The following is a 15,297-nucleotide window of genomic DNA, read 5'->3' on the forward strand; positions in this document are numbered from 1 at the left end:
TATAATCAGCAAAAAAAGTAAATTATAATCATTTGCACATGGGAAAAGTTTTAATTTTATCCAGTAAGTGATTGCCAATATAACCACAATTACCATAAGCTGATTTTTGGGTAGAAAGTTATTTGCACTAGGGGCGTATTCTCGAAAAAAGAGCAAGCTAAATCCGTGGAAAAAACCGGGTGAATTAAATTTAACGTTGTAGGATGAGGTGTTTTAAAATACATATAATGGCATTATTGTATGATGTTTGTAGGGATAAAAGTAAATGCAAATAATCTAAGCGTACACTTCGATGGGGAGTGGTTTAGCTTTTATAGAGGAAAGTGACTGCTATAACCATAAAATAGGGGAATCTATAGACACGTACATCGTGCTTTAGCTAAGCAACTGGTAAGTTCGATGGCCATGAACGACCAAACTGTAAAACTGTGCCTAAAGTGTTAAATGATACAATACCCTATAAATGAATTAAGGAGCTGTCCAAACACCTTGGGCAGCTCCATTTTTAAATGATGTCAATTGAGCATCGATTATTTTTAAAAAGTAGTTAACAAATGGTTTCTTGCATTGCAACGAGCAGCTGTGCTGGAGAAATGATACACTCGCCACCACCTTGGACCATTTGCTCACTACCGCCGCCCTTGCCATTAATAAACGGAAGTACATGCGCGGCGATGTCCTTCATGCTTGTTTCTACATGAGCACCTCGAGCTGCGACAAACTGTAGCTTGTCTTCATTTTGTGAGACAAGTAATACAGTGACGTCTGTACGTTCAGCTACGATAAAACGTGCTAATTTTTGAAGTTCTTGCACAGTTCGTTGACTAAATGATGCCGTAATAATGAGGTCAGTACTAGATGCCAATGCTTTCGCTTCAAAGTTCAGTAATTCTTCTTTTGCTGCCACAAGTGCCTTTTCAGTCGTTTTTTGTGTTGCTAGTAGTTTAGTGAGAGCGTTCGCTGCTTCAATTTCAGGCACACTCAGTTGACGTGCAACATCGGCTAGCACTGTTTTTCGCATGGCTAACTCAGTTAATACACGTTGCCCACAGACAAAAGAGACACGTACATTGCCCTTCATTTTTTCAGTACCTAGAATTTTAATAACGTTAACTTGCCCAGTAGAGCTTGGATGCGTACCACCACAGCCGTTGTAATCATAGTCAGGAATAATGACAAGACGGATATCTCCTGTGACTGCTACCTCTTTTCGTAAGTTGAAATTTGCAAGTTCTTTCTCAGTAATCCATTTCGTCTCAATTGGGCGATTTTCTAAAATAATGTCATTTGCTCTCGCTTCAGCCGCAACAAGCTGTTCATCTGTCAGACTATCTACGGCAATATCGATTGTTACCTGCTCACTTCCTAAGTGAAAGCTTACCGTTTGCGCATCGAATAATTCTACAAATGCTGCAGTTAAAATATGTTGACCAGCATGTTGTTGCATATGGTCGAAGCGTCGTTGCCAGTTCAATTTGCCATGAACTAAGCCAGTTAAAGTTGAAGTGTCACACGCGATATAATGACGGATTTCATCGTCAACTTTTTCGACATCAACGACCGGAATATGATTTAAGGTGCCAGTATCATGTGGTTGACCACCACCTGTAGGATAAAAGGCAGTGTTTGATAGTACAACGTATTTACGGCCGTCTGTATCAGTACCTGTCCGTGTAATTGTTGCGTCAAATTCACGTAGCATTGCATCCTGATAATATAGTAGCTCTTTCACTGTAAAAAGCCTCCTTTATATAAGTTATATCGTGTAATAAGCGGGCTGGAAACCTTCCTATACCAAGGCTAGTGGAAATAGAGGGATAATACGTTACTCGCAATCCTTTGATACCAATAGGCACCATTTCACACAGCCTATTAATGGATGATTCACTTTATTGTGGCATAATTGCTTGTAGGTGTATACGGGTTTTCTAGTTGACCCATGCTGAAATTGATTTATTATATAAAAGAACAGGTAAAGAAAAAGGAGCTAGTATAAATGAATATTACACAATTTTCTATGGAAGAAATTTTAGATCCGACAAATATTATTGAGGGTAAACGCTTTGAGTTCATTTTAGATGTAGACATTGATGAAGAAGATGAGTTGTACCATGAGGCAGGTATCGAGTTTCGTGTACTAATTGGCGAAAAAGATAGTGAGCCGTTTATTTTAAATTATTTCATTATGGAAAAGGCGAAGGGCGAGTATTTAGACTTTGCACTTGAGGATGACGAGTTAGAAGAGATATTAGCATTTTGTAAAGAAGAAATAACAAAAGCATAAGCATAAGTTTCTATGAAAGCAGGTAAGGAAAACGAATGGTTTTTCATTACCTGCCTTTTCGTTCTTCCTGAAAGAAGCGGGTTTATTTCTTCGATTTAGCAAAGATGTTTAGTAGCTAGCAACTTGCTGTAGTCCTTTGAAACAAAAGTAATTTAAGAATTATTTAAGTTTGATGAAATAGTACTGTTGTATTTGTAGATTATGCTTGAAGTAGATTTAGAATAAAAAACAGAGATATTAAACGGAGGGCACTGAAAGTCATTTCGTGCTCTTTTTAAACAGAAGAGGTGCATATATGTCAAGTTACACCAATTCCATAGTGGTGGCAGCATTGATAACGATACTATTGTCATTTGTGTTATTTGTGCCATGGCTCATTTATACGTATCGTAAATATAATTTTTTGTCCGTATCGAAAACAATCATTATGTTTTCATTTATTTTTTATTTTTTAACAGCCCTATGTTTGGTATTGCTACCGTTTCCAGAAACACGTGATACCTGTTCATTACAGTCAGCGGACACTGTCCATTATAATTTGCAGCCGTTTCAATTTATGGCGGATATTATGAAAGATAGTGGTATTGTGCTGACAAGTCCGAAGACATGGCTCTTATTGACGAAACAGCCCGCATTTTTCCAGGCATTCTTTAACTTTTTATTGTTGATGCCATTTGGCGTATACTTGCGTTATTTTTTAAAAAATCGTAAGTACTGGAAACGTGCATTTATGTTGAGCTTTTTGTTAACATTGTTTTATGAGACAACACAAGTAACTGGTATTTATGGCATCTTTAATTGTGCATATCGTATTTTTGATGTGGATGATTTAATGCTTAATAGTATAGGTGCACTTATTGGCTTCTTCTTAGCACCAATTGTGTGGGCAATGTTTCCATCACAAGAGGCTGTTGAGGCAAAAGCTGCTGAAGTTGCAAAAAAAGATATCGTTAAGCCTTTGTCTATTTTACTAGCACTTGTTATAGATGTGATGATTGTACACGTGGTATGGTTCATAGTTGGTGCAGTAACTGGTTATAGCGATATACTTGAGTTTATCGTGCAAATCGCATTATATATTCTTATTTTTGGTGTTGTACCGAGCATCACAAACGGCGCAACCATTGGGATGAGGGTTATGCGCTTTACGATGACAAGCGATAAAACGAAAGGTATCGTCGTACAGTCATGGCGCCGTTGTGTGGCAATTATAGCGACAATCACTATCTTTGAGATTATTCGTATACTGGGGCAAATTGAATTAGATATGGATTCACCGTTTTACGTACTGCAAATTGTTTTAACAATCTTAGCTTTTACACTAGCGTTCTTTTTAAGACTAGTTATCGCCATACATGTCGTACGTGTTATTGTGAGTGGCGGAAAACGCCGACTGTATATAGATGAATATGCAAACTTAGTAGCGACGAGAAAAAAATAAGGGGGCTTGTACGATGAAATACGTAATTATCGGGGGAGATGCGGCTGGAATGTCAGCCGCAATGGAAATTTATCGAAATGTACCGGGGGCAGAAATTACCTCCTTAGAACGTGGCTTTATATACTCATATGGACAATGCGGATTGCCCTATGTTGTAGATGGTCGTATTTCATCGACAAAACGTCTTATTGCTAGAGATGTAGAGACATTCCGTGATAAGTATGGCATTGATGCACGCGTTGGCCATGAGGTGGAACGGATTGACGTAGATAAACAGCTTGTTTTTGGAACAAACGCTTCCGGAGAGCCGTTCACAATAGCATACGATAAGCTGCTCATCGCAACGGGAGCTACCCCAACGATGCCAGTGGAAGAAGGGGCCGATTTAGCGGGTGTGCACACGGTTAAAACCATTCCACAACTAGAAAATTTACTTTCAGATTTAACATCTGATATTGAACACGTGACAATCATGGGTGGGGGCTATATTGGACTTGAGATAGCGGAAACCATACATGCTTGTGGCAAAAAAGTACGGCTTATTCAGCGTGGTAGTCATGTTACAAAAATCCTGGACCCCGAGCTAGCACAACATGTCCATGACGAAGCAAAAAAGCAGGACATTGAATTATTACTAAATACAACAGTGCAAGCATTTGAGGGAAATGGGCGAGTAGAGCGTGTCATTACAGAGTCTGGGGCGCTAGCTACTGATTTAGTGATTGTTGCGACTGGCATTAAACCCAATACGCAATTTTTAGAGGGGACAGGAATTGTCCTTGCTAAAAATGGTGCAGTTATCGTCAACCGACATCTAGAAACTTCTGTTGAAAATATTTATGCCGCAGGTGATTGCGCGATGCATTTCAACATTGTGAAGGAGCGCTTGGATTATATACCACTTGGAACAACAGCGAATAAGCAGGGGCGACTAGCAGGTTTGAATATGGCCGGGAAATGTGCGCCATTCCGTGGCATTGTGGGTACGTCTATTATGAAGTTCTTTAATCTATCCGTGGGAACAACTGGTATTAATGAGTATATGGCAAAAGAACTTGGCTTTGAATATGAAGCATATAAATTATCTGCACGTCATATCGCGGGTTATTATCCGGGAGCTCAACGGTTGTATATTAAAATTGTTGTACGGAAGCGAGACCAACAGCTACTTGGTGCACAAATTGTGGGACCAGCAGGCGTCGATAAGCGTATAGATGTCTTTGCAACAGCGTTATACAACAAAATGACCTTACCTGATTTACTAGATTTAGATTTAGCGTATGCGCCGCCATACAATGGGGTCTGGGACCCGCTACAGCAGGCCGCAAGAATGAATGGGCGTTTATAGAGTGATATTGTAATGACAGAAGACAGAAAGAAATCGGCATTTACGATATTCAGGTAGATTGAATAAAATATATCTTTGCTGTAAAAGGACAAAGTTAGGCTAATAGTGTATGCGGCATCAAAAATATGATTTTACGGCTTCAGTTGAAGTTTTAGAAATAAGCCTAGTATAGGATTTGAAGGATTCATACACAATTTTGTGTGTGGATCTTTTTTATAGCCTTGGGAGGTTGATGGATTTCAAATGTATTTCGATAAAATTCTATCATATCTTGTTAAATTGAATTTGATTTAAGGTTGATGTAAGCTTACGACAATTTTGATGTAAGTTTGGGGTCGTATACTTTAGTCAGAAAGAAGAGGTGAGCGTATATGACATCATTATTAAAGGTGCAAAATGTAGGGAAAATGTATGGTAAGGGCGCGAATACATTTACAGCGCTATCAAATATAACATTTCAAGTAGATAAAGGTGAGTTTGTTGGTGTAATGGGGCCTTCGGGTGCCGGAAAATCCACTTTGCTAAATGTATTAGCGACAATTGATACGCCAACGACAGGCGATATTGTCATCGGTGATGTAAATTTAGCACGCATGAAAGATGCAGAACTCGCAGATTTTCGTCGAGACAATCTAGGGTTTATCTTCCAAGATTATAATTTACTCGATTCGTTGACGGTTCGTGAAAATATAGTACTACCACTAGCAATTGCGAAAGTGCCAACTAAGGAAATAAACGAAAGAGTTGATCGGATAGCAGCGTTGTTTGGCATAGGCGATTTGCTCGATAAATACCCGTATCAAATTTCTGGTGGTCAAAAGCAACGTACGGCATCGTCTCGAGCATTAGTAACTGAGCCGAAGCTTATCTTTGCAGATGAACCAACAGGGGCGTTGGATTCAAAATCAGCGACAGATTTACTAGAAAGTTTGAGTGATTTAAATCAATCACAGGCCTCAACAATTATGATGGTTACGCATGATGCCTTTGCGGCAAGCTTCTGCCAACGTATTTTATTCATCCAGGATGGGCAGCTTTCTAAAGAAATTCATCGTGGTACACAAACAAGAAAGCAATTTTTCCAAGAGATTTTACAGGTGCTTTCTAGCATCGGAGGTGGAGTAAATGACGTTATTTAGCTTAGCTCGAAAAAATATACAGCGTAATTTGTCAAATTACTTTTTATATATTGCTTCGATGGTATTTAGTATCGTGATTTACTTCACATTTGTAACATTAAAATATAATGAAGATATTTCTTCCGTAACAGGAATGTCAAAGCAAATTAAAGGGCTGATGAGTGCATCATCGGTTGTACTATTATTCTTTATAATTATTTTTATTGCGTATTCGAATTCGTTTTTTATGAAGAAGCGAAAAAAAGAGGTAGCGCTCTATTCGCTACTTGGCGTGCGTAAGCAAAAAATTGGCTTAATGCTATTTTTTGAGAATCTAGTTATTGGGCTGATATCACTAGTATTAGGCATTGTCATTGGTTTCTTTATGTCAAAGGTGCTACTTACAATCTTGGTACGCCTTATGGGTTATGAGGTCGTAGCGAATTTACCGTTTTCATCTGAAGCAGTGCTAAATACTGCAGGGATTTTTGCACTGTTGTTCTTATTCACTTCATTACAGGGTTATCGAGTAATTTATCAGTTTAAGCTGATTGATTTATTCCATGCAGAAAAGCAGGGGGAGAAAATTCCTCGTGCATCATTCGTAGCGGCTATTCTTGGGACGGCGCTCATTGCATTTGGGTATTATACCGCGGCTGCTGATATTTTTACGAGTTCAATTTGGCGCTTATTCACAATAATAGGTACACCCCTTATGGTTATTGGTGTAACAATCGCAGGGACATATTTACTGTTCCACAGTGTCAGCGTGTTTGTTCTTACAGCGTTGAAAAAGGCGACGTCATGGTCGTGGAAAGGCTTGAATCTAATTGGGGTATCGCAACTATTGTATCGTATTCGAGCAAATGCGAAATCGCTGTCTATCATTGCTATACTAAGTGCAACGACTATTACAGCAGGTGGTGGCGTTTTTGGAATGTATTACAATACAGAAGCGTCAGTACGTCAAATGTTACCAAATACGTTCATGTGGAAAGGCGAGCCTGTCGAGTTTTCGCAAGAAAATGTGTTGTACAATGAATCACTTACCGCGAAAAGCTTACGCGTTGATAATGAATTTGCATTTTTTGAATATACATTATTAAAGGAATCTGATTACAATCGTTTAGCAAAATTGCAGGGAAAAGACCGTGAATTACAAATTGCAGATGGTTCTACAATCCTACTGGATGCTAGTTATGATGAACGTTTTTCGCATGATTTTACAGGTGAAAAATTTAAATTACAGAACGGTGATTCTTTCCATGTCGATGAAATGTATACAGATAGTGTGTTAAACTTTATTGCAGCTGGTACGGTTCTTGTAGTCAATGACAAAGAGTTTGCAGCAGCAAATGCAGATGATGTTAAGTTGCAGGTAGTGGGTATGGACAATGACTTAAAGCAACTGAACGTGTCTAAGGAGATTTACCAACAGCTTTCAAGTGATCACCAAGAGGGATTTTCAAGCGTACCGCAAAGCTATAAAGACAGTATCGCTACAGTTGGATCACTACTATTTGTGGGGAGCTTTTTAGGGCTCGTATTCCTAGCGTCTACTGGTAGCATCATTTACTTTAAAATCTTAACTGAAGCAGAAGAAGATCAGGCGAAATATGCCATTTTAAATAAGATTGGTGTCAACAGTAAACAAATATTGAAAACTGTTGCGGGGCAGGTAGCTGTGATATTTGGAGCTCCTCTCGTTGTGGGCATCGTGCATAGTTCATTTGCCCTGATAGCATTTTCGAAGTTATTTAATATGAATATGACTAAGCCAGTTATTTTATGGATGGTCGCATATTCAGCAATCTATGGTTTATATTATATCTTCACAGTACGATCATTTTATAAAATTGTGAGACAGGGGGCCAAATAAAATGAAGAAGGTTTTCTTGGGTATCGGAGCATTATTTATACTGTTCGTGGCAGGTCTAGTCGTGCTTATGACAGTTGACTTTAACCGTTTAAATAAAGACACATATTATGTTCATATTACTTCTGATGGCGAAGTAGAGGAATACAAGGCGAGTGACGGACAAATTTTCGAGTTGTATTGGTACGAGCTTCCAGCCATTAATGAGAAGGGTGAAGAAATGACATTGAGGTTTTCTGCACAGAAAAATTTACGCCATGATGCGTATTTAAAGCTTTATGTGAAAAAAGAAAACGAAGTATCGTCATATGATGAAGTACAGTTCGATGATATGCCTGCAAAGGTACAAAAACAACTAAAGTAAAAACTAGCAAGAAGGTGTCTCAGAATTAATTTCTGAGAACCCTTCTTTCAGACTGATGACGGGTTTGTCTTCAGTCTTTTTTTTTATCAAATAGAAGCATCTATATGAAGCTGTTTAATATCCCCTAGCAGACGCTTTTTGCGGGCATGGCTTCAGTCCCCTCTTCGCATGCTATTCCCGTAGGAAGCTTTGCTCTGTAGTGAAAGGCGAATGCCGTCATCCGCATGCACTCCAATCAGCTAGTGTCATCGAGGCGATGGATAGGATGACGAACAATAAGTAATAATGAATGACATCCATTAGAAATGCTGACATCGAAAAATCATTGAACGTCCTATTTGGGCGTAATAGGTGAAAGAAGCCGTTCATATACATTATCAAAGAGACATGAAACAAATTTATGCACGTTGAAAAGAAACAATTGAACGTGTATGTGCAGATGCGAAAGAAAAGCATGGTAAGTGTTGGGCACCCTTACGAGGGATTAAAAAGTTGTTCATGCAGGTGAAGCTCACTTATTGAGAAGCTAGCTTATTGGACATGGAAAAGTCGGCAGAAAATAGTTGCGCCTAGCGTACACGGTCATTAATAAAATAGGGGCAATTTGCAACGAATATTTCTGATAAAATTTCAAAAGGTATTCGGCATATAATCATTTCGAATACCTTTTGTATGAATGTAAAGTGTGCCAGCAACATTCAAGCTCTGGGCAGAAGTTTAGTGAAAGCTTTGGCACGTATTTTTACTACGTTTTGGCATCTTGGATTGTTTCTTTTAATTGAATATTAACCGTTGTCCCTTTTTGCTCTTCGGAAGTAATGGTCACGGATCCTCCATGAGCTTCTATAATATCACGTGCAATAGCCGTACCTAGTCCCGTGCCATGTGTGCGCTCGGTATTTGTACCACGATAGTAGCGTTCAAAAATATGAGTAAGATCTTCAGCGGAAATACCGTGGCCATCATCAGAAATTATAATAGAATTCTCTTCGACAAGGACACGAACATTTACCCCTGGTGCATTGTGGAGCAATGCATTGTGTAAAAAATTCATGACAGCACGGCGCATAAAGTGCAGGTCAATATTGTGCTGGATAACGTCGGCATTAGCATCAAAATCAATATGGGCTTGCTCGTATTGAGGCATATTGAGAGTGTCGATTATGATTTCACGTATAAAGTGAACCATATTTACCTCAGTCAAAGTAAGCGGTAACTGCTGATGTCTTAGGCGCATCGTTAAGTTTAAATCATCGAGTAAATCTTGCATATGCAATGATTGTTTTTCGATAATTTGGGCGTATTCACTTTGCTCTTGAGGTGTTAAATCCTTATTATTCAATAGTTCTGCATAACCTCTAATAGAAGAAAGAGGTGTTTTCATATCGTGTGAGACATTACTTATCCATTCCTCGCGCATTATTTCTAACTGTTTTCGCTCTTGTTCATGCACTGCTAATTCGCTCGACACCTCGTTTAAGTTTTCAAATACAGGCTGATAGACACCCTTGGGCGTTTTAATGGGTACGTGTTTATGATTTTTTAAATGTTGAATGCGTTCAATCATTGCGTAAAGAGGCTTGGTTAAAGCACGACCGAATAGCCAACCTACAAGAGTCGCCACCAGCAAATCTGCGAAAACGATAAGGAGCCCATATTTACCGACAAGTTGTAAAGTCGATTCACCAGATATGTGGGCGACATACCTTGAAACACCACTACCTTTGATACCGATTAAATAATTAATATCATCTTTACTGCCTACATAAACCGTTGTATCAACATCGAACTCCTTATATTTGTAAACTTGAATTAACTCCACAGGTGCATAGTGTGAAAGGGCATTTTCTGGAGCGAAATGTGAGGCAATGACCTGACCGTTTGTATCGAGCAATTGAATCCATGCGTTTTGTTGATGTAATTGTTGAAGTCCCTCATTACTGACATTACCAGACTCATCAACATACTGTTCAAACGCTCGGACAAAGCTTTCCTCATTACTGGTAGTAGCATTATCAAAGTGTCTTACTTGCTGATAGATAAGGAGCCCTATGAGAATTGCTGTATTCACAAAAATAACAATGATGACAATGGAGATTACTGAAAATAGAAAACGAGCTGTAAGTCTCCACTTCATGTCTGCGCCTCTTTAGGCACCATAAATTTATAACCAAGTCCTTTGACCGTCGTAATGAAAACAGGCTTTGATGCATCGATTTCAATCTTCTCGCGGAGTCGCCGAATATGCACCATGACAGTGTTGTCAGAGCCGAAGAAATCCTCACCCCATACACGTTCAAACAGCGTTTCTTTGCTTAAAATCCGATTTGGATTGTGCATAAAGCAGGCCATTAAACCAATTTCCTTAGCAGTTAGTTCCAATAAATCGCCGTCTTTATGTACTTCGGTTTCATCACTATTGAGCAGAAAAGGTCCAACCTGCAAGGTTTCCAATGTATGAGTTGGCCGTTCGTCTTGTGTTTGATATCCTGCGCGGCGTAGCTGTGCCTTCACACGATAGGCTACCTCTTTTGGGCTAAAGGGCTTTGTAATATAATCATCCCCACCAATGGCAAGGCCTAAAATTTTATCAATCTCCTCTGTTTTAGCCGACATAAAAAGCACAGGTACATGTGATATTTCTCGAATACGTCGGCATAAATCGTAGCCTTCACCGTCTGGTAGCATCACATCGAGTAGCACGATATTGGGCGAAGTCTGTTGAAAGCTCGCCCAAGCTTCTGAAATTGAGCCAGCGGTATATATGTGCTTGAAGCCCTCTTTTTGTAAACTAGCCTTTAGAAGATTTGCTAAGTCAGCCTCATCATCCACGACTAAAATAATTGGTTCCTGCATGCTTTCACACGTCCTTTCATTTTTATTTATGTTCATAACTGATAGATCCTGAATAATTGCGCTTCGCCTGTATATTAGGAAGTTGCTTGGAGCGCAATTAGTCATTATAAAATTCATTATAAATGAAACCTGCTAAGAAGACGAAATGTAGTGGAATGTAACTAAAAATTAAATGAGTATTTTAGTAAATGGGCTTCGATATAGTTAAGGGTAGCGAACAGATCGGATGTAAGGATAAGTCAATTACTAAAACAAAAGGAAGATCACTTGAATACGTCATTGAACATTATTCAGGCTTTGTACTTCTTATTCGTCCTTAAGGTGTGTCGCATTAACTTAAAGTCAATTGTGTATAAACGTACACAAAGGCCTTTTAATTATATGAAACTTTCCAGGTAGCCTAAGCGTAGTAATAGTATTAACAATTCAGGAGGAATGACGATGTTTAAAAAAATAGCGGCAGATGCACTAGGGCTTTCAGATATTGGGGTAGTCATATCTCATGAAGATTTTGACAAAACAGATGCGGATGATTTTATCCTGCATGAAATAGACGAGAAAATCTATTTTTTGATTAAAACCAAAGCAGATGAATATTGCTTTACAAACCGTGCCCTCATCCATGTAGATGGTGCCAATGCGATGAGTAAAAAGCGATTACTACGTCGCTATGACTATTCAATGTTTAAAGTTAGTGAGGTTTTTCTCGAAACAGCAGGAACTATTGATCTTGATGTCGAAATTAAGTTTACAATAGGCGATATAAAGCTATCAATCGACATTCATAAGCGTTTTATTGATGAAATTAAGGACTTGTATAAGGCGTTACATGCCATTGGTTACGAGCAAAAGCAAAATGCGTACAAGTTTAATGTAGCGGAGCAGAGCCTTACTATTGCCTCAGCATCAATGGGACGCATTGGTAATGATAATATATCACCCGCGTCGTCATTCAAAGAAATTACAAGCTTCGCAAGTAAATGGATGATAGATCATAAAGAAAAGTACGTTAAGGAAGACTTCTCACATATTTTCGATTTGTATATTAATAAATAATGATTATAGCTCTCTGCTCGTTTAAGTGGAGAGCTCTCTTTTACCCTTATTTAAGGAGTAAATTTACTACATATAAAAATTTTAGGAATTGGAGAGTGGGTAATCATGATAACCGAATTACAAATACATGAGAAAGTTAAACAACCGGAAAATGAGGTCATTGTACAGCAGCCGCAAGCCGTGGAAACATTATTCGTAAATGAGTTTATTGATGGTATTTTAGATCCCCAGCAGAAAATGCTTGGTCCTGTAAAAGATGGGGGCATGATTATTGCTAACACAACGCCAGGTTGTTGGGGGCCAATGCTAACACCTAGGATTCGTGGCGGCCATGAAGTAACAAAGCCTATTTTTGTAGAAGGTGCTGAGGTAGGAGATGCCATTGCCATTACAATTAAGTCGATTCAGGTAACATCTCTTGCAACGTCATCTGGTCATGATGAGGCAATTATCGATCGATTTATTGGCGATCCTTTTGTGTCAGTGAAATGCCCAGGCTGCGGTAAGCTTCATCCAAGTACTGTAGTTAAAGGTATTGGACCACAGGCAATTCGTTGTTCAACTTGTGATACAGAAACTTCACCATTTAAAATGACAAATGGTTACACAATGGCATTAGATCAAAAGGGCAATATCGGTGTGACGGTTGGTCGCGAAGGTGCCCGTCGCATTGCACTCGATGCTAAAAATTATATGCGCACACCTGAAAATTCTGTGCAAAATCCAGCTGTTGCTTTGGCACCAAGCGATTTAATTGGTATTATGGCAAGAATGCGCCCGTTTTTAGGTCAACTTGGGACAACGCCCTCGAAGGCGATGCCAGACTCCCATAATGCTGGTGATTTTGGGTCGTTTTTGATTGGTGCACCACATGAATATGCGTTTACACAAGCTGAACTAGATACACATCGAACAGATGGTCATATGGATATTAGCCGTGTACGCGAAGGCGCTACGATTATTTGCCCTGTTAAGGTAACTGGTGGCGGTGTGTATATTGGTGATATGCATGCGATGCAGGGTGATGGAGAAATTGCTGGGCATACAACAGATGTAGCAGGAATAGTTCAACTTCAGGTGAATGTTTTGAAAAAAGTGACATTAGAAGGTCCAATTATCTTACCGAATGAAGAAGATTTGCCATATACAGCGAAGCCGTTTACGAAAGAAGAAAAAAAACGTGCTCGTGAGCTTGCTGAAGAATTTGGTGTTAAGCAGGTAGAGGAAGCCTTCCCAGTATCAGTTGTAGGGTCAGGTACAACATTGAATGAGGCAACAGATAATGCTATTAGTCGAGCTGCACGGTTATTCGAGATGAGCGAGCCGGAGGTCATGAATCGTGCGACGATTACAGGTTCTATTGAAATCGGTCGTCATCCTGGCGTAGTAACGGCAACCTTCCAAGTGCCGAAAACGATGCTGAAGAAAGCGCGAATTTTTAAACCAGTGAAAAAACAATATGATTAATACAGAGCCTGCCTTAAGTGGTAGGCTTTTTTCTTTTCAAATGGAAGTAACTATATGAAACCATTGATTTGCGCTACGGCGGACGCTTTTCGCGGGCATGGCCTCAGACTCCTCATCACTCCGCTCCTGCGGGGTCTTCAGTTCATGCTATTCCCGCAGAAGTCGCCGCCTCATAGCCGTGTACTTAAGAAGGATAGTAAGGTTCAAATTTTATATTCTTACTATTTTTACGAATATTTAGTGTTGCAAATGAGTGTTTTGTGGTTAGAATAAGATATGTTCAAAAAAAGAGCATAACAAATAAACCCAAAATAAAGTAGCTCTTAGCTAAGATGCCCTTAATTTGGATTTTTTATAAGTTTATTCAAACAAATAAAGTGTGCCGTTCTGGCTTTGTGGATTTTAAGTTGAATTTTTCTGTGGTCCGACCAAATCGAAGTGCTGATGACGCAGTCCGAAAAGCGAAAGGTTATATGAAGGAAGGATATAAGGTCAACCAGGACCGATTAATGGCAACATTAGCGAAAAAATCTTTGGTAGCTAGGTGGCATAAATATACTGAAAATTGTAAATTTTATATAATTTTCAGAAATTTTAATTTAAAATAAAATTATGCGAATGTTATTATTAATTAATTTGTAGGGAGGGAAACTATGTTTAAAAAGCCAATATTTATCTCTCTATCATTGTTTTTAGTATTTTAACTCCAATGTCTCAAGCCTTAGCTAATACTTCAACAATTGAGGAACAAAGTTTATAGATTCAAAGCAGATAAAAGATCAATTTCAGAAAAAGCAATCTATTGAGTTTGATGATGGGGTTTATGAGGTATATAAGTATGAACAAAGCGATGGATCTATTAAAGCAGAAGTATACAGTCCAGATGGTGATAAAGAGAGTTTTGAAATAATTAAAGAGGTAATATACGATGAAACTGGAGAGGTTATAGCTACTTTAGAAAGAGAATTCATAGGAATGGATGAGAATATAATTCAACCATTGTCCTACTATGTTTCAGATACCGGTTATCCTGCTCATGAATATACTCAGTACAAAGGGACGGAACAAGGCAATTTACAGTTGAAACAAAATATTCAAAACATGACTTCAGGTGCCTTAGCTATTATTATATCAATAGTAAATCCAGTCCTTGGAACAATATTCTCAGCTGGTTTAATTTTATATGCGATAGAAACTAATATTAATGCACAGGCTATTTTTTATGAGAAAAAGAGATGGGATCATCAAACTTTAGGTAGCCTTGCCCAAGAGTATTTTGTCCAAATGTATTGGGACCCCGATTATACTAAAAAAGCTGGAAGTCAAACCAAATACTACCGTACTTGGGCTTAGTGTTTTGTACTAAGATAGTAATAACATTCGCTAATATCATGAAAGAGGTAGAAAAAATGAGTCAAAATAAGATGAGTATTTATTATTTTATCATTTTGGGATTTTCTTTGTTTCTTACATTATTTCTTATAGGA

12 protein-coding genes and 1 pseudogene are annotated in these 15,297 nt (G+C 38.6%); 10 read left to right on the forward strand and 3 right to left on the reverse strand.

The window, feature by feature from the left end; translation table 11 throughout:
* Nucleotides 1-547 precede the first annotated feature (547 nt).
* Nucleotides 548-1,732, reverse strand: a complete 1,185-nt coding sequence (locus C9J35_RS16540) for an alanyl-tRNA editing protein (protein ID WP_107925346.1) — start codon at nucleotides 1,730-1,732, stop codon at nucleotides 548-550.
* A 264-nt stretch (nucleotides 1,733-1,996) separates the two neighbouring features.
* Here C9J35_RS16540 and C9J35_RS16545 point away from each other — a divergent pair, with 264 nt between their 5' ends.
* The 7 genes and pseudogenes from C9J35_RS16545 to C9J35_RS24280 all read left to right on the forward strand — a co-directional run.
* On the forward strand, nucleotides 1,997-2,284 hold the full coding sequence (locus tag C9J35_RS16545; RefSeq protein WP_054768221.1) for a DUF6509 family protein: 288 nt from the start codon (nucleotides 1,997-1,999) through the stop codon (nucleotides 2,282-2,284).
* Nucleotides 2,285-2,579: 295 nt separating this feature from the next.
* A complete protein-coding gene (locus tag C9J35_RS16550; protein ID WP_107925347.1) occupies nucleotides 2,580-3,725 on the forward strand; it encodes a VanZ family protein in 1,146 nt (381 codons plus the stop codon).
* Nucleotides 3,726-3,738: 13 nt separating this feature from the next.
* On the forward strand, nucleotides 3,739-5,073 hold the full coding sequence (locus C9J35_RS16555; RefSeq protein WP_107925348.1) for an FAD-dependent oxidoreductase: 1,335 nt from the start codon (nucleotides 3,739-3,741) through the stop codon (nucleotides 5,071-5,073).
* A 371-nt stretch (nucleotides 5,074-5,444) separates the two neighbouring features.
* Nucleotides 5,445-6,212 carry an ABC transporter ATP-binding protein gene (locus C9J35_RS16560; protein WP_054768220.1) on the forward strand — a complete coding sequence of 256 codons (768 nt, stop codon included), beginning with the start codon at nucleotides 5,445-5,447 and terminating at the stop codon, nucleotides 6,210-6,212.
* The gene (locus tag C9J35_RS16565) at nucleotides 6,199-8,070 is read left to right on the forward strand and encodes an FtsX-like permease family protein (protein ID WP_107925349.1); all 1,872 of its coding nucleotides are present in this window, start codon (nucleotides 6,199-6,201) and stop codon (nucleotides 8,068-8,070) included. The genes C9J35_RS16560 and C9J35_RS16565 overlap by 14 nt, the downstream gene beginning before the upstream one ends.
* 1 nt (nucleotide 8,071) lies before the next feature.
* Nucleotides 8,072-8,431, forward strand: a complete 360-nt coding sequence (locus C9J35_RS16570) for a YxeA family protein (RefSeq protein WP_107925350.1) — start codon at nucleotides 8,072-8,074, stop codon at nucleotides 8,429-8,431.
* 351 nt (nucleotides 8,432-8,782) lie between these two features.
* Nucleotides 8,783-9,020: pseudogene (locus tag C9J35_RS24280) on the forward strand (transposase); the annotation flags it as partial.
* Between the two features lie 156 nt (nucleotides 9,021-9,176).
* Here the strand turns inward: C9J35_RS24280 and C9J35_RS16575 are convergent.
* Both C9J35_RS16575 and C9J35_RS16580 read right to left on the reverse strand, forming a co-directional pair.
* Nucleotides 9,177-10,568, reverse strand: a complete 1,392-nt coding sequence (locus C9J35_RS16575; protein ID WP_107925351.1) for a sensor histidine kinase — start codon at nucleotides 10,566-10,568, stop codon at nucleotides 9,177-9,179.
* Entirely contained in the window at nucleotides 10,565-11,287 is a 723-nt protein-coding gene (locus tag C9J35_RS16580; protein ID WP_054768219.1) for a response regulator transcription factor, read from the reverse strand. The genes C9J35_RS16575 and C9J35_RS16580 overlap by 4 nt, the downstream gene beginning before the upstream one ends.
* Nucleotides 11,288-11,728: 441 nt before the next feature.
* Here C9J35_RS16580 and C9J35_RS16585 point away from each other — a divergent pair, with 441 nt between their 5' ends.
* The 3 genes from C9J35_RS16585 to C9J35_RS16605 all read left to right on the forward strand — a co-directional run bounded on the left by C9J35_RS16585 (nucleotide 11,729) and on the right by C9J35_RS16605 (nucleotide 15,163).
* Nucleotides 11,729-12,343 carry a PH domain-containing protein gene (locus tag C9J35_RS16585; protein ID WP_107925352.1) on the forward strand — a complete coding sequence of 205 codons (615 nt, stop codon included), beginning with the start codon at nucleotides 11,729-11,731 and terminating at the stop codon, nucleotides 12,341-12,343.
* Nucleotides 12,344-12,448: 105 nt separating this feature from the next.
* Nucleotides 12,449-13,810 (forward strand): acetamidase/formamidase family protein, encoded by a 1,362-nt coding sequence (locus C9J35_RS16590; RefSeq protein ID WP_107925353.1) that lies wholly within the window; start codon nucleotides 12,449-12,451, stop codon nucleotides 13,808-13,810.
* Nucleotides 13,811-14,785: 975 nt separating this feature from the next.
* Nucleotides 14,786-15,163: a hypothetical protein gene (locus C9J35_RS16605; protein ID WP_107925355.1), complete on the forward strand. Its 378-nt coding sequence runs from the start codon at nucleotides 14,786-14,788 to the stop codon at nucleotides 15,161-15,163.
* Nucleotides 15,164-15,297 lie beyond the last annotated feature (134 nt).

The sequence above is a fragment of the Lysinibacillus parviboronicapiens genome, from assembly GCF_003049575.1.
Taxonomy (GTDB): domain Bacteria; phylum Bacillota; class Bacilli; order Bacillales_A; family Planococcaceae; genus Lysinibacillus; species Lysinibacillus parviboronicapiens.